The organism is Aeromicrobium sp. REDSEA-S38_B2 (genome assembly GCF_001628525.1).
Classification (GTDB): Bacteria; Actinomycetota; Actinomycetes; order Propionibacteriales; family Nocardioidaceae; genus Aeromicrobium; species Aeromicrobium erythreum.
In genome coordinates this window covers 20,053-41,027 of record NZ_LUNH01000035.1, presented here as the reverse complement: position 1 = coordinate 41,027, position 20,975 = coordinate 20,053, and the positions used below count along the sequence as shown (strand labels likewise).

Annotated in this window: 20 protein-coding genes and 1 tRNA gene; 5 read left to right on the top strand and 16 right to left on the bottom strand. The window is 72.7% G+C overall.

What is annotated here, in order from left to right; all coding sequences use genetic code 11:
- Positions 1-18: 18 nt before the first annotated feature.
- On the bottom strand, positions 19-294 hold the full coding sequence (locus A6Q81_RS08740) for a hypothetical protein (protein WP_286690215.1): 276 nt from the start codon (positions 292-294) through the stop codon (positions 19-21).
- 137 nt (positions 295-431) lie between these two features.
- Positions 432-518: transfer RNA gene (locus A6Q81_RS08735), tRNA-Ser, on the bottom strand.
- 78 nt (positions 519-596) lie between these two features.
- Between A6Q81_RS08735 and A6Q81_RS08730 the strand changes: the two genes are divergently transcribed.
- Positions 597-1,235, top strand: a complete 639-nt coding sequence (locus A6Q81_RS08730; RefSeq protein ID WP_067860426.1) for a nucleoside/nucleotide kinase family protein — start codon at positions 597-599, stop codon at positions 1,233-1,235.
- Between the two features lie 104 nt (positions 1,236-1,339).
- On the opposite strand, the gene A6Q81_RS08725 is transcribed toward A6Q81_RS08730, so the two are convergent.
- A complete protein-coding gene (locus A6Q81_RS08725) occupies positions 1,340-2,488 on the bottom strand; it encodes a MalY/PatB family protein (protein WP_286690214.1) in 1,149 nt (382 codons plus the stop codon).
- Between the two features lie 90 nt (positions 2,489-2,578).
- Between A6Q81_RS08725 and A6Q81_RS08720 the strand changes: the two genes are divergently transcribed.
- The 3 genes from A6Q81_RS08720 to A6Q81_RS08710 all read left to right on the top strand — a co-directional run bounded on the left by A6Q81_RS08720 (position 2,579) and on the right by A6Q81_RS08710 (position 5,797).
- Entirely contained in the window at positions 2,579-2,992 is a 414-nt protein-coding gene (locus A6Q81_RS08720; protein WP_286690213.1) for a hypothetical protein, read from the top strand.
- Positions 2,993-3,016: 24 nt separating this feature from the next.
- Positions 3,017-4,102: a dipeptidase gene (locus A6Q81_RS08715; RefSeq protein ID WP_286690212.1), complete on the top strand. Its 1,086-nt coding sequence runs from the start codon at positions 3,017-3,019 to the stop codon at positions 4,100-4,102.
- A 75-nt stretch (positions 4,103-4,177) separates the two neighbouring features.
- The gene (locus A6Q81_RS08710) at positions 4,178-5,797 is read left to right on the top strand and encodes an AMP-binding protein (RefSeq protein WP_286690211.1); all 1,620 of its coding nucleotides are present in this window, start codon (positions 4,178-4,180) and stop codon (positions 5,795-5,797) included.
- 37 nt (positions 5,798-5,834) lie between these two features.
- Here A6Q81_RS08710 and A6Q81_RS08705 read toward each other — a convergent pair whose 3' ends face one another.
- Entirely contained in the window at positions 5,835-6,902 is a 1,068-nt protein-coding gene (locus A6Q81_RS08705) for a hypothetical protein (protein ID WP_286690210.1), read from the bottom strand.
- Between the two features lie 90 nt (positions 6,903-6,992).
- Between A6Q81_RS08705 and A6Q81_RS08700 the strand changes: the two genes are divergently transcribed.
- A complete protein-coding gene (locus A6Q81_RS08700) occupies positions 6,993-8,258 on the top strand; it encodes an alpha/beta hydrolase (RefSeq protein ID WP_286690209.1) in 1,266 nt (421 codons plus the stop codon).
- A gap of 7 nt (positions 8,259-8,265) precedes the next feature.
- Here A6Q81_RS08700 and A6Q81_RS08695 read toward each other — a convergent pair whose 3' ends face one another.
- The 12 genes from A6Q81_RS08695 to A6Q81_RS08640 form a co-directional block, all read right to left on the bottom strand.
- Positions 8,266-8,565, bottom strand: coding sequence for a DUF2277 domain-containing protein (locus A6Q81_RS08695; protein WP_067860440.1), 300 nt, complete (start codon positions 8,563-8,565; stop codon positions 8,266-8,268).
- 78 nt (positions 8,566-8,643) lie between these two features.
- Entirely contained in the window at positions 8,644-9,252 is a 609-nt protein-coding gene (locus tag A6Q81_RS08690; RefSeq protein ID WP_286690208.1) for a CE1759 family FMN reductase, read from the bottom strand.
- Entirely contained in the window at positions 9,249-10,358 is a 1,110-nt protein-coding gene (locus A6Q81_RS08685; RefSeq protein WP_067861894.1) for an LLM class flavin-dependent oxidoreductase, read from the bottom strand. Before A6Q81_RS08685 ends, A6Q81_RS08690 begins: the two co-directional genes overlap by 4 nt.
- A 275-nt stretch (positions 10,359-10,633) precedes the next feature.
- Positions 10,634-11,200, bottom strand: coding sequence for a hypothetical protein (locus A6Q81_RS08680; protein WP_286690207.1), 567 nt, complete (start codon positions 11,198-11,200; stop codon positions 10,634-10,636).
- A gap of 102 nt (positions 11,201-11,302) precedes the next feature.
- Positions 11,303-11,767, bottom strand: a complete 465-nt coding sequence (gene tadA, locus A6Q81_RS08675) for a tRNA adenosine(34) deaminase TadA (RefSeq protein WP_257721380.1) — start codon at positions 11,765-11,767, stop codon at positions 11,303-11,305.
- A gap of 681 nt (positions 11,768-12,448) precedes the next feature.
- Positions 12,449-13,816: an L-arabinose isomerase gene (gene araA / locus A6Q81_RS08670; RefSeq protein ID WP_286690206.1), complete on the bottom strand. Its 1,368-nt coding sequence runs from the start codon at positions 13,814-13,816 to the stop codon at positions 12,449-12,451.
- Positions 13,817-13,836: 20 nt separating this feature from the next.
- Positions 13,837-14,511, bottom strand: a complete 675-nt coding sequence (locus tag A6Q81_RS08665) for an L-ribulose-5-phosphate 4-epimerase (RefSeq protein ID WP_067860448.1) — start codon at positions 14,509-14,511, stop codon at positions 13,837-13,839.
- Positions 14,508-16,226, bottom strand: a complete 1,719-nt coding sequence (araB, locus tag A6Q81_RS08660; RefSeq protein ID WP_286690205.1) for a ribulokinase — start codon at positions 16,224-16,226, stop codon at positions 14,508-14,510. The genes A6Q81_RS08665 and araB overlap by 4 nt, the downstream gene beginning before the upstream one ends.
- Complete coding sequence (locus tag A6Q81_RS08655; RefSeq protein WP_067860452.1) at positions 16,223-17,269, bottom strand: LacI family DNA-binding transcriptional regulator; 1,047 nt, start codon at positions 17,267-17,269, stop codon at positions 16,223-16,225. The genes araB and A6Q81_RS08655 overlap by 4 nt, the downstream gene beginning before the upstream one ends.
- The gene (gene yjfF / locus A6Q81_RS08650) at positions 17,266-18,270 is read right to left on the bottom strand and encodes a galactofuranose ABC transporter, permease protein YjfF (RefSeq protein WP_067860454.1); all 1,005 of its coding nucleotides are present in this window, start codon (positions 18,268-18,270) and stop codon (positions 17,266-17,268) included. The genes A6Q81_RS08655 and yjfF overlap by 4 nt, the downstream gene beginning before the upstream one ends.
- Positions 18,267-19,304 (bottom strand): ABC transporter permease, encoded by a 1,038-nt coding sequence (locus A6Q81_RS08645; RefSeq protein ID WP_067860456.1) that lies wholly within the window; start codon positions 19,302-19,304, stop codon positions 18,267-18,269. Before A6Q81_RS08645 ends, yjfF begins: the two co-directional genes overlap by 4 nt.
- Entirely contained in the window at positions 19,297-20,925 is a 1,629-nt protein-coding gene (locus A6Q81_RS08640; RefSeq protein ID WP_286690204.1) for a sugar ABC transporter ATP-binding protein, read from the bottom strand. The genes A6Q81_RS08645 and A6Q81_RS08640 overlap by 8 nt, the downstream gene beginning before the upstream one ends.
- Positions 20,926-20,975 lie beyond the last annotated feature (50 nt).

Genomic DNA, 20,975 nt, shown 5'->3' with positions numbered 1-20,975 from the left:
CGTCGCCCGAAGGCGACCTCAGACCAGACCGGGAGCGCGCGGACGCACCGGCTGCCGCACCGGGTCCGCGATGCGCGAGGAGAGCACGGGCACCAGCCGCACGGCCTCACCGGGCCGCACCCCGACCCCGGTGACACGGTGCTCGACGACGACGCGCGAACCCGCCGCCACCACCAGCGCCGCGGCGATGAGGACGGCGACGCCCGCCGCTGCGGTGGACTCCGACGGCGCCGCGAGGCACAGGACGAACGCGAGCAACCCGGTCGCCCGGCTCAGCATCGCGGTCTCGAACACCTCGCCAGCATAGGCCGGTGGGGCGAAGGAGGGCGAGGACGTCGGTGGCGACGTGGCCTCGCCCTCCCGTGACCAGGGCGTCGCCCGTGGACGGAGAAGGGCCCCCGGCGCAGAACGCTGGGGGCCCTTCTCACCGGCGGTGGCGGTGGGATTTGAACCCACGGTGGGTTTGACCCCACACATCATTTCGAGTGATGCACCTTCGGCCGCTCGGACACGCCACCGCGGGGTACCTTACCGGACCCCTGCGCGTCACCCGGCGGTGGGTTTGACGAGGGGGAGCGACCCCGCGCAGGAGGAGGATGAGCGTCGTGGACCTCGACGACCTCGCCGCGCGGGCGGCAGCGCTGGCTGAGGCCGACCCGGCCCGTCGCGTGCTGGTCGGCCTCGTCGGCGCACCCGGGAGCGGGAAGTCGACGCTGGCCCGACGGCTCGCGAACCGGCTGTCGGCGCGCGGCGTCCCGTCCGTGCGGGTGCCGATGGACGGGTTCCACCTCGCCGACGTCGCCCTGCTCGAGCGCGGACTCCTCGCTCGCAAGGGTGCCGTCGAGACCTTCGACGCGCACGGCTACCTCGCGCTCCTGCGACGCCTGCGCGCGGAGACCGACCACGACGTGCTGGCGCCGGGCTTCGAGCGCGACCTCGAGCAGCCCCTGGCGGCGTCGATCACGATCGCGCCGGAGCACCGCGTGGTCGTGACCGAGGGCAACTACCTCCTCGACGCCGACGAGCCGTGGCCCGACGTCCGGCGCGAGCTCGACGCCGTCTGGTTCGTCGACCTCGACGACGGACGGCGCCGGTCGCGCCTCGTCATGCGGCACGTCAAGCACGGGAAGTCGCGCGAGGACGCGCAGGCGTGGGTCGACGACGTGGACGAGCCGAACGCCCGGCGCGTGCTCGCCCGGCGCGACCAGGCCGACCTCGTCGTCCCCTCCCCCTGACCCCCAGCGCGAACCAGGCGTTTGGTGAACCTTGCGACGCTTTCCCGCCGCGAGACCGTCACCGACTCCACAGAACGCGGGCTCAGGCGTACGGGTGGGTGGGGTCAGGGCAGGGCGGAGGCGACTCGGGTGACGATCTCGCGCAGCACGTCGGGCGGGGTGGCGTAGGTCAGGCGAGCGCGGCCGTCGCCGACGCGCGACGTGCCGCCGAACGTCGGGCCGGGGGCGAGGGCGACCCGACTCTGCTCCAGCAGGCGCGCGGCCGGGTCGTCGCCGACGTCGTACGCGCGCAGGTCGAGCCACGCCGTGTAGGTGCCCGGCCCGGCGAGCAGCCGCGCCGAGGGCAGGTGCTCGTCCACGAGTGCCTCGAGCAGCTCGCGGTTCGCGCGCAGGTCGGCGCGCAGCGCGTCGAGCCAGTCGCGACCCTCGCGCAGCGCCGTCACGTGGGCCAGGGTGCCGAGGTGGCTGGGGCCGTGGCTGACGATCTCGAGCACCGCGGCCCGCTCGTCGGCGGTGGCGGCGCCGCCCACGACCACGGCAGCCTTCAGGCCCGCCAGGCTGAACGCCTTCGACGCCGACAGCACGGCGTAGGCGTCGTCGGTCCCCTCGACCGACAGGTACGGCACGAACGCGTCGGTCTCGCCCGACACCGGCGCGAGCGGGGCGTGGATCTCGTCGACCACGACCCGCACGCCGTGCTCGGCGGCCAGCCGGGCGACGGTCGACAGCTCCTCGCGGGTGTGCACGACCGCGGTGGGGTTGTGCGGGCTGCACAGCAGGTAGGCGGCGCCCGGGTGGCGGGCAAAAGCAGTGGCCAGGCCGTCGAGGTCGAGCCGTCCGTCGGCACCGAGCGGCACCTCCACCCTCGAGCGCCCGACGTGCGCGACCGCGTCGTAGAACGGCGGGTACACGGGCGGGTTGAGGATCACCGGGGCCTCCGGGGCCGCGTGCAGCCGCAGCACCTCCTCGATGCCGACCATCACGTCGGCGACGTCGAGCGTGCTGGCCGGATCGACGGTCCAGCCCCAGCGGTCGGCCGCGAACGACGCCAGCGCCTGCCCGTACGTCCCGGCCTTCGGGTAGCCGGTGTCGCCGAGCGCGACGGCCTCGGACAGCGCCTGGGCGACGGGCTCCGCGAGCGGCACGTCCATCTCGGCGACGAACGCGGGCAGCACGTCGGGCTCGTGGAGCGTCCACTTGACGCTCGTGCGGCGACGCAGGTCGGCCAGGCTCAGCTCGTGCAGCGGGTGCATACGACCCACCCTGCCACCGGCGTCGAGCATTGACACCGCAGCCGACGCCACGGGACAGTCACGTCGACCCGAGCCCCCCGGAGGTGGCGCGTGACAGAGCACCGGACGACGGCAGACCCTTCGACCTCCCGGGGGATCGCGCTCGCCTGGGTGTCGTGGGTCGCCGGCCTCCTCGCCTACCTCTGGACCGCCGCTACCGGCTTCAGCCTCGACGGGCTCACGCCGTCCGAGGAGACGAAGGTGCTCGTCGGCGTCACCGTCGCCATGGCGCTCACCACGGTGCTGCCGTTCATGGGACTGTGCCTCGCGCTCGTGCAGCGTCGCGCCCTGGCCGCCGTCGGGCTCGGCCTCGCGGTGGCGCTGGCGCTCGTGCCCGTCGTGGCCGTGGGACCGGACGCCGCACGCGACTGGCGCGACCGCACCGCGCCCGAGCCGACACCTGCGCGGCCGAACGGCGGGTGCGCCGTGCACAGCGGCGGCACCAACACCTGTCCCGGCGGCTGACGCCCGGCGTCCTACCGTGGAGGCATGGACGCGACCCTCGGCTCCCTGCTCACCGAACCCGCCGCCCAGGAGGCCGTGCGCGTCGCACCCCTCGTCGACGGCCACGACGACCTCGCGTGGGAGGCGCGGGAGGCCGCCGGGTACTCCGTCGAGGGGCTCGACGCCGACCGCGCGGCCGACGGCGTCGAGCCGACGTTCCACACCGACCTCGTCCGGCTGCGCGCCGCGGGCGTCGGCGGGCAGTTCTGGTCGGTCTACGCGCCCTGCGAGCGGCGTGGGGCCGACGCCGTCACCTACACGCTGGAGCAGGTCGACTGGGTGCACCGCCTGGTCGCCCGGTACCCGGAGCGCACGGCGCTGTGCTGGACGGGCGACGACGTCCGCGCCGCCTGGGCCTCGGGGCGGCTCGCATCGCTGCTCGGTGCCGAGGGCGGGCACAGCATCGACGGGTCTCTCGCGGTCCTGCGCCAGCTCGCGCGCCTCGGCGTGCGCTACATGACGCTCACCCACAACGAGAACACGCCGTGGGCCGACTCCGCCACCGACGTGCCGCAGCACGGCGGCCTCACCGCCTTCGGCCGCGATGTCGTGCGCGAGATGAACGCCGTCGGCATGCTCGTCGACCTCTCGCACGTCGCCGCGACGACCATGCACGACGCGCTCGACGTCAGCAGCGCGCCGGTGATCTTCAGCCACTCCTCGTGCCGCGCCGTCACCGACCACCCGCGCAACGTCCCCGACGACGTGCTGGAGCGGCTCCCCGGCAACGGCGGGGTCGTCATGGTCACCTACGTGCCGTCCTTCGTCAGCGCCGAGTTCGCGGCCTGGTTCGAGCGGCACGAGACCGACCCCGCCACGGCCGGCGAGAAGCCCGTCGTCACCGTCGAGCACGTCGCCGACCACGTCGACCACGCCCGCGAGGTGGCCGGGGTCGAGCACGTGGGGCTGGGCGGCGACTACGACGGCTTCGACCACTTCCCGGTCGGCATGGACGACGTCACCGGTCACGCCGCGCTGCTCGACGAGCTGGCTCGACGCGGCTGGTCCGCAGACGACCTGTCCCGCCTCACAGGACGCAACATCCTGAGGGTGCTCGACGCCACCTCCTGAGGTCGGGCCGGAGGCCGGTCGTCGGCGCGTGGCAGACTCGTCGTGACCCAGCACACACTGCTCTCGGGGGGACCGATGCCAGCCCGACCCAGCCACACGACCGGCAGCACCGACGTCCCGCTGCTCGAGACCACGATCGGTGCCGACCTCGCCGCCACCGTCGCGCGCGTGCCCGACGGCGAGGCGCTCGTGGAGTGCGCCACCGGACGGCGCTGGACCTACCGAGAGCTGTGGGACGACGTCACCGCGGTGGCGCGCGGGCTCGCGTCGCTGGGGCTGCAGAAGGGCGACCGGGTCGGCATCTGGGCGCCGAACTGCGCCGAGTGGACGCTCGTCCAGTACGCGACGGCGCGCCTCGGCGTCGTGCTGGTCAACGTCAACCCCGCGTACCGCGCCCACGAGCTCGGCTACGTCGTCGGCCAGTCGGGCATGCGCGCGATCGTCGCCGTGCCCGAGCTCAAGGGCGCCTCGTTCGCCGACATGATCGAGCAGGTCCGCCCCGACCACCCGCACCTCAGGGACGTGCTGTTGATCGGAACCCCCTCCTGGGAGGCCATGACCGACGCCGGCCGCGCGAGCGACCTCGACGTCGACGCCGTGGAGGCCACCCTCGACCCCGGCGACCCGATCAACATCCAGTACACGTCGGGCACCACCGGCTTCCCCAAGGGCGCCACCCTCTCGCACCGCAACATCCTCAACAACGGCTTCGCCGTCGGCGAGCTCCTGCACTACACGGCCGACGACCGGATCGCGATCCCCGTGCCCTTCTACCACTGCTTCGGCATGGTCATGGGCAACCTCGCAGCCACGTCGCACGGCGCGACGATGGTCGTCCCCGCGCCCATGTTCGACCCCGCCGCCACTCTGCGCGCTGCGGCGCAGGAGCGTTGCACGTCGCTGTACGGCGTGCCCACCATGTTCATCGCGATGCTGTCCGACCCGTCGTTCGACGAGCACGACCTGTCCGCGCTGCGCACCGGGATCATGGCCGGCTCCCCGTGCCCGGTCGAGGTGATGAAGCAGGTCATCGAGCGGATGGGCGCCGAGGAGGTGTCGATCTGCTACGGCATGACCGAGACGTCGCCCGTCTCGACCCAGACCCGCACCGACGACTCGGTCGAGCGTCGCGTCAGCACCGTCGGACGTGTGCACCCCAACCTCGAGGTCAAGGTCGTCGACCCGCTCACCGGCGACGTCGTCCCCCGCGGCACGGCCGGCGAGTTGTGCACCCGCGGGTACTCGGTGATGCTCGGCTACTGGGAGGAGCCGGCCAAGACCGCCGAGGCGATCGACGCCGACGCGTGGATGCACACCGGCGACCTCGCCGTCATGGACGACGACGGGTACGTCAGCGTCACGGGTCGCATCAAGGACGTCGTCATCCGCGGCGGCGAGAACATCTACCCGCGCGAGGTCGAGGAGTTCCTGCTCACCCATCCCGACGTGCTCGACGTGCAGGTCGTCGGCGTGCCCGACGCGCGCTACGGCGAGGAGCTCATGGCGTGGGTCCGCCTGCGCGAGGGCATCGGCACGCTGACGGTCGAGGCGGTGCGGGAGTTCTGCGACGGACGGCTCGCCCATTACAAGGTGCCGCGGTACGTGCACGTGGTCGAGGAGTTCCCGATGACGGTCACCGGCAAGGTCCGCAAGGTCGAGATGCGCGAGGAGTCCCGGACCCTGCTCGGCCTCTGACCTCCGTCGGCGTGGGCGGCCCGTCGCGGGTCGCGGGTCAGGCGGGCGGCGCCGGACGCACCCACCGGTCGACGTCGATGCCGTACACCCAGCGACGCCCGGGCCACTCGGTGAGCGTCCACAGCTGACCCCGCTGGGGCCACCACGTGATGTCCTCCGGACCGGTCGGCAGCACGCCGCGGTGCCGGTGGAGCGCACCAGGACGTCCGACCCACAGGTCCCCCGCGACGTCCTCCCCGGCGCTCGCGGTGATCACCCACGTGCCGTCGACGAGCACGGCTCCCTGCATCCGCGGGGCGACACCGTCGTGGGCCTCCACCGGCTCCGCCGGGCCCGCCTCGACGCCACGCAGCAGCTGCGTCGCCCGGTCCAGCTCGTAGCGCAGCAGACGGTGGGTGGCGCCCTTGCGGCCGTACTCACCGGCCACCAGGTGGTCGACATCGCCCGCGCGGTCGAGCGAGAGGAAGGAGTAGGTCATCGGTCGCGCGTCGCCCGTGGTCGACGCGTCGTAGGTCGTCAGCTGCGGCAGGACGTAGCGGTAGCCGCGCGTGCGCCAGCGGTTGCGCACGCGCACGACGTCGTCGACGCGGAACACGCGGATGCCGCGTGAGCTGCCGGCGACGAACAGGTGGTCGCCGTACCAGACGATCCCGCCCGCATGCACCCGCACGGGCCGCAGCCGGTGCAGCCCGAACCGGCGCCGCGGCTCCACGAGCAGCACGTGCCGGTAGCGAGGGTCCGCGGGGTCGGTGAGGTCGACGACGGACACCCGCGACCCGAGGAGCAGCCAGCCGAGCGCCCCGTGGGCGTACCAGCTCGCGAGGAGCACCAGACGGCCCGCGTAGGTGCCCGACTGCGGGTCAGGTCCGTACGCGTCGGCCGACGTCGTCACGCCCTGCGGCCACCACCGGTCGGTGCTCGCGTCGCGCTCCTCCCACGTGAAGCCCTCCGCCACGGCCTCGCCCGGCACCTGCGCCGGCGTCGCCCGCCGGTCGAGGTCGGCGAGCACGCCGCGCAGCCCGACCCGGCGGAACCGGCCGAAGAACCGTTCGCTCAGCCGACGGTCCGAGCGGGCGGGGACGAGCCGGTACGGGGAGGCGACCATCCCTCCACGGTAGGGCCCGGGGCCCCGCTCGCGACCTGGGCCGACCGCGGGTACGGTCTCCGCCGGGGGACGGACGACGAGAGGGACGACGTGGCAGCGGATCGGGCGGGAGGCGGAGCCCTGCGAGGGCTCGGTCGCACCCTGCTGGTGGTGCTGGTGCTCGTCACCGTGCTCGGCCAGGTGGTCGCCTGGACCCGTCCCTCCTGGTGGGAGCCCGTGCTCCAGCACCACGCCGCGCAGTACGTGGTCGTCGCCGTCGGCGTGTGGCGCGACGCGCTCGGCGTGTGGAACGTCGTCCTCGCGGCGGCGCTGCTCGTCATCGCCCTGGTCGGTGCCCGCCGTCGCGGCCTCGACCCGTGGCGACCGCTGCCCGTCGTCACGGCGCTCGCCCTCGTCTCGTCGCTCGGCCTGTGGACCTACCAGGTGGTCGACGCGCAGCGGGTCGGCGCCGACGTCGGCGTCTTCGCACCCACCCTGCCGTTCCAGAGGGGCGTGGTGCAGCCCGACCGGACGGTGACCGTCGGGCAGGTCGACGGAGTCGCGCTGTCGGCCGACCTCTACCTGCCGCAGGGCGCCTCGGCCGACCGTCGCGTGCCCGTCGTCGTGAACGTGCACGGCGGCGGCTTCACGAGCGGCAGCCCCCGTCCCACCGCCTACTTCCCGCCGCTGCTCGACCGCGGCTACGCCGTCCTCGACGTGAGCTACCGGCTCGCGACGCGCGACCGCCAGACGTGGGACCTCGCCGTGGCCGACGTCGGCTGCGCGCTGACCTGGGTCACCCGTCGGGGCCCGCGGGTCGGGCTCGACCCCGACCGCGTAGGGACGATGGGCGACTCCGCCGGAGGTCAGCTCGCGATCAACGCGGCGAACCTGGGCCGCAGCCTCGACCCGTCGTGCGGGTCGCGCGACGACCTGCCGCGCGTGTCCGCAGTGGTGGGGCTGTACCCCGCGGTCGACGGGTCGGCCGCCTACGAGGAGTCGGCGCTGGGACGCGGCTACGGCGACCTGTACGTCGGCGGCTCGCCACGTGAGTTTCCCGAGCGGTACGCGTTCACCGACTCCGCCGAGCACGTCGAGGAGCCCCTGCGGCAGTGCCGGTCCGTGGTCGGCGCGTGCGACGGTGCGCCCGTCCTCGTCGTCCAGGGCGGGGCCGACCACCTGATCCTTCCCGACCCGGTGCGTCGGTTCGCCGACGCGTCGCGCCGGGCCGGCATCACGACGCGCTACGTCGAGCTGCCCGGCCAGGAGCACACGCTCGGTCGAGGCCTGGGGACGGTGTCGTTCGGCACGCTCGTGGCGCGCGACCTCGTGCTGCAGTGGTTCGAGGAGCACCTGCCCGCGTCGACGCCCGACTAGCGGGCTCCTAGGACGCGGCGCCGGTGCGCAGGCGCACCTCGCGCTCCATGCGCTTCTCGTGCCGCTCGCGACCCCTGACCGCCTCGACGTCCCGGTCGCGCGGCGGGGCGCTCGTCACGAGGTCGTCGAGCATGCGCCGGGTGGCCGCCGCGATCTCGTCGACCGCCCGCTCGAACGCCTCGGTGTTGGCGCGCGAGGGTCGGGTCGAGCCGCTCGTCTTGCGCACGAACTGCAGCGCGGCCTCACGCACCTCGTCGTCGGTGGTGGGCGGCTCGAAGTTGTGGAGCCTGCGGATGTTCCGGCACATCCTCCGACCGTACGCCCGACGACGTCGACGCGGTAGACGTTCGGCGCGGCGGCTCGGCGAGCGCTCGGGGACGCTGCGTCAGGGTCGGCGCTGCGGGTCGGAGATGCTCAGCATCGTCTCGCTGAACAGGTCGATGTCGTCGTTGCGGGTGCGCCCCGTGCCGGCCCCGCGCAGCATGCTCATGAGCTCGCCGACCGCGCGGTCGACACGGGTCGTCAGTGCCCCCTCGCCGTCGGCGCTCCAGTCGTGCGGCGACGCGAACACGCCGGTGGGCACCGGCACGGCCTGCAGGTAGGCCATCAGCGGACGCATCGCGTACTCGACGGCCAGCGAGTGCCGGGCCGTGCCGCCGGTGGCGCCGAGCAGCACCGGCTTGCCGACGAGCGCGTCGGGCTCGAGCACGTCGACGAAGGACTTGAAGAGTCCGCTGTAGGACGCCTGGAAGACAGGGGTGACGAACCCGACCGCATCGGCCGCGCCGAGCTGGTCGACCACGTGCTGCAGCCGCGGCGACGCGAAGCCGCTGAGCGTGGCGTCGACGACGTCGTGCGCGAGGGGTCGCAGCTCGACGACCTCGATCGACGCGGTGGTGTCCGCCCGCCGCACGCCGGCGGCGAGCTGGTCGGCGAGCAGCCGGGTGGTCGAGGGGTTGCCGAGGCCGGCGGAGACGATGACGACCCGGGTCATGCGCGCACCTCCTCGTCGGGGCTGTCGGCCTGGGCGGCGTCGCGGGCCGCCACGCGCGAGGCGTGGGTGGGCGCGTCGGGGACGCCGGCGGGCCGGCGGGCCTCGAACTCCTTGCGCAGCGTGGGCAGCACCTCGCCGATCATGTCGATCTGGTGCAGCACCTCCTTCTGCGGCAGTCCGGCGTGGTCGACGAGGAACAGCTGGCGCTGGTAGTCGCCGAAGTAGTCGGCGAAGGTCAGCGTCTTCTCGATGAACTCCTGCGGGCTGCCGACGGTGAGCGGCGTCTGCGCGGTGAAGTCCTCCAGGCTCGGCCCGTGGCCGTAGACCGGCGCGTTGTCGAAGTAGGGCCGGAACTCCCGCATCGCGTCCTGGCTGTTCTTGCGCATGAACACCTGGCCGCCGAGCCCGACGATCGCCTGCTCCGGCTCGCCGTGCCCGTAGTGGGCGTAGCGCTGCCGGTAGAAGTTGATCAGCCGGATGTAGTGCTCCTTCGGCCAGAAGATGTTGTTCGCGAAGTAGCCGTCGCCGTAGTAGGCCGCGAGCTCGGCGACCTCGGGCGTGCGGATCGAGGCGTGCCAGACCATGGGCGGCACGCCGTCGAGGGGGCGCGGCGTGGCGGTGAACCCGCGCAGCGGCGTGCGGAAGCGGCCCTCCCAGTCGACGACGTCCTCGTCCCACAGCCGGCGGAGCAGCTGGTAGTTCTCGACCGTGAGCTCGACGGCGCGCGTCGGGTCCTGGCCGAACCACGAGTAGACCGGGGCGGAGTTGCCGCGTCCGAGCATGAGGTCGACGCGGCCGTCGGAGAGGTGCTGCAGCACGGCGTAGTCCTCGGCCAGCCGGACCGGGTCGTTCGTGGTGATCTGCGCGATGGCCGTGGAGAAGACGATGCGCTCGGTCTGCGCGGCCATGTAGGCCATCAGCGTGGTCGGCGAGGTCGTCACGAAGGGCGGGTTGTGCTGCTGCCCGCTCGCGAAGACGTCGAGGCCGACCTCCTCGGTCTTCTTCGCGATCTCGACGAGCGCCTTGATGCGCGCGTTCTCCGTGGGCGTCGTCCCGTCGGTCGGGTCCTGGGTGACGTCGCCGACGGTGAAGATGCCGAACTGCATGCTGCTCATGGGAGCCTCCTTGCGTCGATGGTCGCATCAACTAGTTCAACATTCAACTTATTCCGCTGCCGTCCGCGCGTGATGATTCCCATGAGGTGATGGGAATCAGAGCAGCTCACCATGCTTCTCCCACGCTCACCGGCTGAATCATCCGCAGGTGGGTGAAAGATTCCCATCAGGACCTGGGAATCAGCGGCGTCCGCGCCTCGCGCAGGCAGACGAGAACGCCCCGGCCGATGGGGGCGGCCGGGGCGCTCGCCGTCGCGCTCGCGGTGTCAGGCGTGCGCGCCGTCGTGCTCCGTCTCGGGCGGCTCGGGCGACTCCGTGGGCTCGGGAGCCTGCGCAGCCTCGGCGCACTCCTCGGCGTGGTCGCGCTGGTCCCGCAACGCCTTCTTCGCTGCGTCCCACTGCGACTTCAGGACGGCGCGCTCGGCCTTGACCTGACGCTTCAGGGTGGCGAGCGACGCGCGCTGCGCACGGGCTGCCTCCTTGGCCGCGGCACGGGCCGTGTCTCGGGCGGCCTTGGCCTCGTCGCGGAGCGCGGGGTCCTTCCGAGCCGCGACGGCGAGGCGTCGTGCTTCCTTCTCGGCGGCTCGCGCCTCGGCGGTCTCGCGGTCCTTGAGCTGCTTCACGAGGTCCTTCGTCGAGGTCCGCGTGTGCGTGACGTACGCCTTCTGCGCGGCCAGCGCGTCCGCCTCGGCCTTCGTGAGCGCGGCCTGGACGACGGCCGGGTCACAGCTGGGCGCCGGGTCGTCGGCGCTCGCCGGCGTCGTGGCGAGGTTGATGCCGGCGATCGTGATGACGACGGTCGCGCAGGCGCGACCGATGATGGTGATGTTCACGGTTCTCCCTCCCGTGGTGGATGGTGCGCATCCACGATGTCACCGAGAACCGGGGTCCCGGGACCAAATACCCTAACCCGGAAGAACGCGCCGGAACCTCGCTCAGCGACGGTCGGCGAAGAAGGCGCGCAGGAGCGCCGACGACTCCTCCGCGAGCACGCCCGACGTGACCTCGGGACGGTGGTTGAGGCGACGGTCGCGGACGACGTCCCACAGCGAGCCGACGGCTCCGGCCTTGTCGTCCCACGCCCCCAGCACGAGCCGCTGCACGCGCGAGGACACGATGGCGCCGGCGCACATCGTGCACGGCTCGAGGGTGACGACCAGCGTGCAGCCGTCCAGGCGCCACGTGCCGAGCTGCCTTGCCGCCGCCCTCAGCGCCACCAGCTCGGCGTGGCCGAGCGGGTCCTGGTCGCGCTCCCGCGTGTTGAACCCCTCCCCCACCACGACCCCCGAGGCGTCGAGCACGAGCGCACCCACCGGCACGTCGTCGGACGTCAGCGCCGACGCGGCGAGGTCGAGCGCGCGACGCATCGCCGCGACGTCGTCCACCGGCCTGCTGCTCACCCCCTGATCGTCCCAGATCGTCCGGGTGCGCTCCCGGTGCGCCGGCTTGGGTGGTCTCGTCCTGCTGCTGCTGCCGCAGGGGGTCTCGTCCTGCTGGTGCGCTGCCGCAGGGAGTCTGGGCTTGCTGGTGCGCTGCCGCAGGGGGTCCGGGCTTGCTGGTGCGCTGCCTCGGCCTTCGCTGGGAGTGGTCTCCGAAAGGGCCTCGACCGGGCGGCTGGCGACGGCGCTGGTCTGGGGTCTCGGGCTGCGGCTTGGGCACGGAGTGGGCGCACGATGCTGCGTTCGTGCACTGAGGGGCCAAGGATGCTGCGTTTGCTACGGGATCCCGTCGTGAACGCAGAAGCCTCTGCGCCCACAGCCCGCCATCGGTGGATCTTCAACCGCAGAACGGCTCCTGCGGTTGCAGATCCACCGATAGGACGCGCCAACGCAGAACGGTGCATCAAGAACGCAGAAACGAAGAACCTTGCGGCGAGGGCGGCCTCAGCCAGACCCCGAGACCCGGAGCTACCCCCAGGCACGCTGCCGGTCGAGGCCCTTGCGGAGGCTGCCCCCGGCGAGAGCCGAGGCAGCGCACCAGCAGGGTCACGACCGCCCCAGGCAGCGCACCACCAAGGTCACGACGACCGCAGCCAGCGCACCACCAAGGTCACGACGACCGCAGCCAGCGCACCAGCAAGGTCACGACCCCGGACGAGGCAGCCCCGGGGGCAGCTCAGATCCCGTCCGCCAGCCGGTAGTACGCCGCGTTCCAGCGCAGCTCCTGCAGGAAGCGGTGGGGGGTGGTGTCGGCGTCGATGTGCACGAGCTCGGTGCGCAGGATCTCGGAGAGGTCCGCCGGAAGCGGTCGCCCAGGTCGGCCAGGCCGACCACGACCGCCTCGCCGGGGTCGGCGACGAAGCGCAGGCGCACCGGGTCCTCGCGGTTGCCCATGCTGAGTGAGTGCGCCTCGGCCGACGGTCGCTGCGAGCTGATCGTCGGGCACACCTCGAGCATGTGCGCACCCAGCGACTTCTGGTTGCCCGGCTCGAGGTGGTACGTGTAGTCCTCCATGAACGACGTGCCGCCGGGCAGCCCCGCCGTCATCGTCTTGGTGGTCCGCACGAGCACCGACGTCTTCCAGTCGCCCTCACCGCCGAAGCCGTAGCCGTCGGCCATGAGCCGCTGCACCGCGATCCCCGGCAGCTGGCGGAGCCCGCCGAGGTCCTCGAAGCTGGTCGTGAAGGCGCCGTAGCCGCCCTCCTCCAGGAAGCGCCGCAGCCCCACCTCGATCTGCGCGGCGTCGCGCAGCAGGTGGTGCCGATCGGCGCCGGCGTGCAGGTCGGGCGCGACGTCGTACAGGTCCTCGTACTCGGCGACCACCTTGTCGACCGCGCCCGGCTCCACCGCGTCGACGACGTCGACGAGGTCGTTGACGCCGAACGTGTTCACCGAGACGCCGAAGCGACGCTGCGCCTCGACCTTGTCGCCCTCGGTGACGGCGACGTCGCGCATGTTGTCGCCGAAGCGCGCGAGCCGCAGCGTGCGCACGTCCTGCGCTGCCGTGGCCGCGCGCACCCAGGTCGCGATCCGGGCGCCGACGGACGGGTCGCTCACGTGCCCCGCGACGGTCTTGCGCGCCACGCCCAGACGGGTCTGCACGAAGCCGAACTCGCGGTCGCCGTGCGCCGCCTGGTTGAGGTTCATGAAGTCCATGTCGATGGACTCCCACGGGATGTCGCGGTGCCACTGGGTGTGCAGGTGCAGGAACGGCTTCTGCAGCGCGTCGAGACCCTGGATCCACATCTTCGCCGGGGAGAAGGTGTGCATCCACCCGACCAGCCCGACGCACGCGTCGTCGGCGTTCGCCTCGAGCACGACCCGTCGGATCGCGTCGGCCGTCGTGAGCACCGGCTTCCAGACGACGGGCACGGGGATCCGGTCGTCGCCGTCGACCATGGCCGCGACCTCGCGCGACTGCGTCGCGACCTGCGCGAGCGTCTCGTCGCCGTAGAGGGCCTGGCTGCCGGTCAGGAACCAGACCTCGCGCGTCTGCTGCTGGGTGCTCATGCGGTGCTCTCCCTCAAGGCTCATTGGCCGTAGACGTTCTGGTAGCGGTCGAACAGGCTCGTCACCTGCTGCTCGGGGATCGGCACGGGCTCGCCGAGCTGGCGGGCCACGTGCACCGTGCGGGCGACGTCCTCGCACATGACGGCGGCCTTGACCGCGGCGCGGGCGTCCTTGCCGATGGTGAAGACGCCGTGGTTCTGCATGAGGACGGCCGGCGAGCGGCTGCCGCGCAGCGTCTCGACGATGCCCCGACCGATGGAGTCGTCGCCGATCAGGGCGAACGGCCCGACGGGGATCTCGCCCCCGAACTCGTCGGCCATCATCGTCAGCACGCAGGGGATGGGCTCGGCGCGCGACGCCCAGGCGGTCGCGTACGTGGAGTGGGTGTGCACCACGCCCCCCACGTGCGGCAGGTGCCGGTAGACGTACGCCTGCGCGGCCGTGTCGGAGCTGGGGGCGAGGTCGCCCTCCTTGACCTCGCCGTCGAGGTCGCAGAGCACCATGTTCTCGGGGGTGAGGTCGTCGTAGGAGACGCCGCTCGGCTTGATCACCATGAGGTCGTGCCCGGGCACCCGTGCCGACACGTTGCCGGCCGTCCAGACGACGAGCTCGTAGCGGGTGAGCTCCGCGTGCAGCGCGCTCACCTGGGCGCGCAGCGTCCGCAGCGTCTCGGTGACGTCGGCGGTCACGGTCATGAGGCGTCCTTCCTGGTCCGGCGACGCCGTACGGCGTCGCGCCGCACCGCACGCAGGCGGTGCATCACGTCGTTGCCGCCCCGGCCGAAGTGGTCGTGCAGCGCGGTGTACTCGGCGAACAGGGCGTCGTACGCGAGCGCCGACTCCTCGTCCGGGACGAACACACCGCGCTGCACGGACCCCATGGCCTTCGCGGCGGCGCGTATGTCCGCGTACGCGCCGGCCGCGACGGCGGCATGGAGAGCAGAGCCCAGGGCTGGGCCCTGCTCGGACCCGACGACGGACAGCGGCAGGCGCGTCACGTCGGCGTAGACCTGCATGAGCAGGTGGTTCTTCGACAGCCCGCCGGCCACCACGAGCTCCTCGACGGGGACGCCGGAGGAGGTGAAGGCCTCGATGATGGTGCGGGTGCCGAAGGCGGTCGCCTCGATGAGGGCGCGGTACACGTCCTCCGGCCGGGTCGCGAGGGTCTGGCCGACGACGAGACCCGAGAGCTCGTGGTCGACCAGCACGGAACGGTTGCCGCTGTGCCAGTCGAGCGCGACGAGCCCGTGCTCGCCGACCTCCTGCTCGGCGGCGAGGGCGGTGAGGTGCTCGTGCACGCTGCGGCCGGCGGCGGCCGCCTCCGCGTGGACGTACGGCGGCACGCCGTGCTCGACGAACCAGCCGAAGATGTCGCCGACGCCGCTCTGGCCGGCCTCGTAGCCCCAGCTGCCGGCGACGATGCCGCCGTCGACGACCCCGCACATCCCGGGCACCTCGCGCAGCACGCCGGCGCTCATCACGTGGCACGTGGAGGTGCCCATGATGGCCACCATCTGGCCGTGGTCCACGGCCTGCGCGGCCGGTGCGCTCACGTGCGCGTCGACGTTGCCGACGGCCACCGCGATGCCCTCGGGCAGCCCGGTCCAGGCGGCGGCGCGTGCGGACAGCGAGCCCGCGCGGTCGCCGAGCTGGCCGATCGGCTGCTCGACCTTGGTCTCGACGTAGTCGGCGAACGCAGGGTCGAGCGCTGCGAGGAAGTCGGCGGACGGGTAGGCACCGTCCTGCAGGACGCCCTTGTAGCCCGCCGAGCACGCGTTGCGCACGTACGTGCCGCACAGCTCCCAGACGATCCAGTCGGCCGCCTCGACCCACCGCTCGGTGCGGGCGTAGACGTCGGGGTCCTCCTCGAGCAGCTGCAGCCCCTTGGCCAGCTCCCACTCCGACGATAGAAGGCCGCCGTAGCGGGCGAGCCACGACTCCCCCCGCTGTGCGGCGAGCGCGTTGATGCGGTCGGCCTGCGCCTGGGCGGCGTGGTGCTTCCAGAGCTTGACGTAGGCGTGGGGGCGGTCGGCGTACCCGTCGACCTCGTTCAGCGGCGTGCCGTCGTGGAGCGTGGGCACCATCGTGCAGGCGGTGAAGTCGGTGGCGATGCCGATGACACGGCTCGGGTCGACCCCGGCGGCCTCGACGGCGGCAGGGACGGCGACCTGGAGCACCTCGCGGTAGTCCTGCGGCACCTGCAGCGCCCAGTCGGGCTCGAGCGCCACCTCCGCACCGCCGGTGAGGTCCGACGGCAGGCACCGCTCGAGGACCGCGTGCCGGTAGGGGTGCACGGCCGACCCCAGCTCGGCACCGTCGGACACGCGCACCACGAGGGCGCGACCGGACAGGGTGCCGTAGTCGACGCCGACGACGTAGGCGTCCTCGTGGTCGTGCTCGTGCTCGGTCATCGCGCTCCTCCGGAGGGCCGGTCGCGCGGGGCGCGCGGGGTGGTGCTGGCGCGGACCACGAGGGTCGGCTCCACCAGTCGGTCGACGTCCTCGGTCCCGCCGACGATGGCCGCGTGGAGCACGGCGATCGCCCGGCGGCCGACCTCGGGGAAGTCCTGGTGCACGGTCGTGAGCGGCGGGATCAGGTAGCCCGCCTCCGGCGAGTCGTCGAAGCCGACGACGCTGACGTCGTCCGGCACCGACAGACCCGACTCCTGGAGCGCGCGGAGCACCCCGATCGCCATCTGGTCGTTGGCGACGAACACGGCGTCGACGTCGCGCAGCACGGCGAGCTCGAGACCGAGCGCGTAGCCCCGCTCGGCCGTCCAGTCGCCCTCGAGCAGCGGCCCGGGCTGCAGCCCCGCCGTCGCGACGGTGTCGCTCCAGCCCTGGGCGCGCGCCTCGGCCTCGGTCCAGCCGTGCGGTCCGCTCACGTGGGCGATCCGGCGACGGCCGAGGTCGACGAGGTGCTGGGTGGCGATGACGGCGCCCCGGTGCTGATCGACGCCGACGGCGAACGTCGCGCGCGACAGGTCGCCCTCGACGACCACGAGCGGCACGCCCGGGTCGGACCGTCGCACGAGGTCGAGGGCCTCGTGCTGCGCAGCGATCATGACGATGCCCTCGACGGACTGGCGGCGCAGGTGGTCCACGGCGGCGGCGAGGCCGTCGGCGGTGATCGTCTTCAGCCCTACCGAACCGGCGAAGTAGCCGGCCTCGCGGGCTGCCTCCTCGACCGTGCGGTGGATGCTGTTCGGCCCGTACAGACCGGTCTCGGTGCTGATGATGCCGATGATCGACGAGCGGCGGGTGACGAGCGTGCGGGCGGCCGTGTTGGGCCGGTAGTCGAGCTCCTCGATCGCGGCGAGCACCCGCTGCCGGGTGGCCTCGCCGACGTGCGGGAGCCCGTTCACCACGCGCGAGACGGTCTGGTGCGAGACCCCGGCGAGCGCGGCCACGTCGGCCATCACGGGGGTGCGGGACTGGTCGGGCCTGACGGTCATGCCTGCCTCCTGGTGAAGAAGCGCTGCATGACGACGAACACCAGCAGGAGGACCCCGATCGAGATCTTGGTCCACCACGAGCTCAGCGTGCCGTCGAAGGAGATGAACGTCTGGATGGTCCCCAGCACGAGCACCCCGAGCAGCGACCCCAGCACCATCCCGCGTCCGCCGACGAGCAGCGTCCCGCCGATGACCACCGCGGCGATGGCGTCGAGCTCCATGCCGACCGCGTGCAGGCTGTACCCCGAGAGCATGTAGAGCGAGAACAGCAGCCCGGCCAGCGCCGAGCAGAAGCCGCTCACGACGTAGACGCCGACCTTGACCCGCGCGACGCGCAGACCCATGAGCAGCGCCGACGCCTCGCTGCCGCCGACGGCGTAGACCGTGCGCCCGAACCGGGTCAGGTGCAGCACCCAGGCGGCGACGCCCACGACGCCGAGCGCGAGCAGCGCCGTCCACGTCACGTACACCCCGCCCGGGAGGGTCACGGTGCGGCTCGCGAGGTCGGTGAAGAACGGGTCGCGGATCGGGATCGACTCGACGTCGATGAGGTAGCAGAGCCCACGGGCGAGGAACATGCCGGCGAGCGTCGCGATGAAGGGCTGGATGCCGAGGTAGTGGATCACCACCCCGTGGAACAGCCCGATGACGACACCGGTCGCGAGCACCGCGGCGATGGCGAGCCCCGGGTTCCAGCCGGCCTGCAGCGTCGACGCGGCCACCATCGTCGACAGCGCCACCACCGAGCCGACGCTCAGGTCGATGCCCCCGGTGAGGATGACGAACGTCATGCCGACGGCCAGCACGATGAGGAACGCGTTGTCGACGAACAGGTTGGCGACGACCTGCGGCGACGCGAAGCCCTCGTAGCGGGCCGACCCGAGGCCGAACATGCCGACGAAGACGGCGAGGGTGGCGACGACCGGCAGGTAGCGGTCGGGGGGCGTGAAGCCCTTGAGCCGGTCGAGCGCCGATCCGGCGGGGACGGTCGCGGTGGTCATGCGGGGACACCTGCCTTCGCGCGGGAGGGGGTCGTGCGGCGGGCCGCGAGCGTGCTGCGGACCTGCGGGGACTGGAGCAGGCAGACCGCGATCACGGCGACGGCCTTGAACAGGTAGTTCGTCTCCGCCGGGATGCCGATGCTGGGGATGGTCGTCGCGAGGGTCTGGATGAACAGCGCCCCGACGAACGTGCCGGCCAGCGAGAACCGGCCACCGGCGAGCGAGGTGCCGCCGATGACCACGGCCAGGATCGCGTCGAGCTCGATCCACAGCCCGGCGTTGTTGGCGTCGGCCGCGCTCGTGTTCGAGGCGATCATCAGGCCGGCGACCCCGGCGCAGAACGCGGCGAACACGTAGACGGTCCAGATGATCGTGCGGCTGCGGACCCCGGCGAGGCGGCTGGCCTCGGGGTTGATGCCGACGGCCTCGATGAGCATCCCGAGCGCGGTGCGCCGGGTCAGCAGCGCCGTGGCGCCGAAGACGACCAGGGCGACCAGGACGGCCACGGGCACGGCCAGGAAGAACCCGGCGCCGATCAGCTTGAACGTCGGGTTCGTGACCGTGGTGATCTGCCCGTCGGTGACGAGCATCGCGAGACCACGTCCGGCGGTCATGAGCACCAGCGTCGCGATGATGGGCTGGATGCCCAGCACGGAGACGAGGAAGCCGTTCCAGAGGCCGAGCAGGACGGCGACGGCGAGCGCCGTCGTCATCGCGACGATGGCCGTGCCGGCGGCGGACTCCTGGTTCGAGCCCGCGATCTGCACGCAGGCCACGGCCCCGGAGATGGCGGCGATGGCGCCCACCGAGAGGTCGATGCCGCGGGTCGCGATGACGAGGGTCATGCCGAGCGCGACGAGCAGCACGGGAGCCCCGTTGCGCAGGATGTCGATGACGCTCCCGTAGAGCCGGCCGTCCTGCAGGCGCACCGAGAGGAAGCCGGGATTGACGACGACGTTGAGCGCCACGAGGGCGAGCAGGGCCACGACGGGCCACACGAGAGAGCTGCGCAGGAGCGCACGGACGTCAGGCACGGGGAGCCTCCTCGGCGTCGGGGACGACCTCGAGCGCCACGGCGGACTCGCCGGCACCCGCGATGGTGCGGAGCACGTCGGAGACCTCGAGGCCGTCGTTGACCTGCTCGGCCACCTTGCGGCGGTCGCGCATGACGACGACGCGGTCGGCGAGCCGCAGCACCTCCTCGAGCTCCGCGGAGATGAACACGACGGCCATCCCGTCGGCGGCCAGCTCGGCGACGAGCTGCTGGATCTGCGCCTTTGCGCCCACGTCGATGCCGCGGGTCGGCTCGTCGAGGACCAGGAGCCGCGGCTCGGTGATCAGCCAGCGGGCCAGCAGCACCTTCTGCTGGTTGCCGCCGCTGAGGTTGCGCATGAGGGCGTTCGGGTCGGCCGGTCGGATGTCGAGGGCCTCGATGTAGCGGCGGACGAGCTCGTCCTTGGTGCGCTGCGGCACGGGGCGCAGCCAGCCTCGCGTGGCCTGCAGCGCGAGGATCATGTTGTCGGCGACGGTCAGGTCGCCGACCACGCCCTCGGCCCGACGGTCCTCGCTGGAGAACGCGACGCCGGCGTCGATGGCCTGGCGCGGGGAGCGCCAGGGGCGGGTCCGGCCCTGCACCTGCACCTCGCCGCGGTCGGCGACGTCGGCGCCGACGAGGAGTCGCGCCAGCTCGGTGCGACCAGAGCCGAGCAGCCCGGCCACGCCGACGACCTCCCCCTCGTGCAGGGCGAGGTCGGTGGCCTCGAGCTCGCCCGAGCGGCCCAGGCCGACGACCTTGAGGACGGGCTCGGCGGCGGGAGCGGCCGGGTCGGCGGGCTGGCGGTCGAGCCGCTCGAGCACCTCCAGCTCGCGGCCGATCATCTCCTGCACGAGCTCGAGCTGCGTGATCTCCGCCGTCCGGTGCTCGGCGACGAACCGACCGTTGCGCAGCACCGTCATCCGGTCGGAGAGCTCGAAGACCTGGTCGAGGAAGTGCGAGACGAAGAGCACCGCGACGCCCTGGTCGCGCAGGGAGCGCACGACGTCGAAGAGCACGCGGACCTCGTCGGCGTCCAGGCTCGACGTCGGCTCGTCGAGCACGAGCACCTTGGCGTCGACGTCGACGGCCCGCGCGATAGCGACGAGCTGCTGCACGGCGATCGGGTGGCTGCCGAGGGTCGAGGTCGGGTCCACGTCGAGACCGAGCCGCGCGAGCACCTCCGCGGCCCGGCGGTTCATGGCCCGGGTGTGGATGCGGCCGAGCCGTCGCGGCTCACGTCCGAGGAGCATGTTCTCGGCGACCGTGAGGTTGGTGCAGAGGTTGACCTCCTGGTAGACCGTGCTGATCCCCGCGGCCTGGCTCTCGGCCGGGCCGGAGAACCGGTGCTCCTGGCCGTCGACCTTGAGGGATCCGGCGTCGATGGCGTAGACGCCGGTCAGCGCCTTGATCAGCGTCGACTTGCCGGCGCCGTTCTCGCCCATGAGCGCGTGCACCTCCCCTGGCAGGAGTCGCAGGCTCACGCCGTCGAGCGCCTTGACGCCGGGGAAGCCGATCTCGATGCCGGTCAGCTCGACCACGGGCTCCACCGCGCTGTCGGCGCGCGGAGCGGGTCGGGCAGCGGGGGTCTCGGCCCTCGCGGCGGCGGTTCCTGCGCTCATGACGTGCTCCTCACGGTCGAGCGGACGGGACGGTCGGGGTGGGACGGGGC

Coding starts and splice junctions, on each gene's coding strand:
- A6Q81_RS08665 (WP_067860448.1), bottom strand. CDS start 14,511: ATGACCGTGACCGCCGACGTCACCGAGACGCTGCGGACGCTGCGCGCC.
- A6Q81_RS08705 (WP_286690210.1), bottom strand. CDS start 6,902: ATGGTCGCCTCCCCGTACCGGCTCGTCCCCGCCCGCTCGGACCGTCGG.
- A6Q81_RS08640 (WP_286690204.1), bottom strand. CDS start 20,925: ATGAGCGCAGGAACCGCCGCCGCGAGGGCCGAGACCCCCGCTGCCCGA.
- araA (WP_286690206.1), bottom strand. CDS start 13,816: ATGAGCACCCAGCAGCAGACGCGCGAGGTCTGGTTCCTGACCGGCAGC.
- A6Q81_RS08690 (WP_286690208.1), bottom strand. CDS start 9,252: ATGACCCGGGTCGTCATCGTCTCCGCCGGCCTCGGCAACCCCTCGACC.
- yjfF (WP_067860454.1), bottom strand. CDS start 18,270: ATGACCACCGCGACCGTCCCCGCCGGATCGGCGCTCGACCGGCTCAAG.
- araB (WP_286690205.1), bottom strand. CDS start 16,226: ATGACCGAGCACGAGCACGACCACGAGGACGCCTACGTCGTCGGCGTC.
- A6Q81_RS08715 (WP_286690212.1), top strand. CDS start 3,017: ATGGACGCGACCCTCGGCTCCCTGCTCACCGAACCCGCCGCCCAGGAG.
- A6Q81_RS08655 (WP_067860452.1), bottom strand. CDS start 17,269: ATGACCGTCAGGCCCGACCAGTCCCGCACCCCCGTGATGGCCGACGTG.
- A6Q81_RS08695 (WP_067860440.1), bottom strand. CDS start 8,565: ATGTGCCGGAACATCCGCAGGCTCCACAACTTCGAGCCGCCCACCACC.
- A6Q81_RS08725 (WP_286690214.1), bottom strand. CDS start 2,488: ATGCACCCGCTGCACGAGCTGAGCCTGGCCGACCTGCGTCGCCGCACG.
- A6Q81_RS08730 (WP_067860426.1), top strand. CDS start 597: ATGAGCGTCGTGGACCTCGACGACCTCGCCGCGCGGGCGGCAGCGCTG.
- A6Q81_RS08710 (WP_286690211.1), top strand. CDS start 4,178: ATGCCAGCCCGACCCAGCCACACGACCGGCAGCACCGACGTCCCGCTG.
- A6Q81_RS08685 (WP_067861894.1), bottom strand. CDS start 10,358: ATGCAGTTCGGCATCTTCACCGTCGGCGACGTCACCCAGGACCCGACC.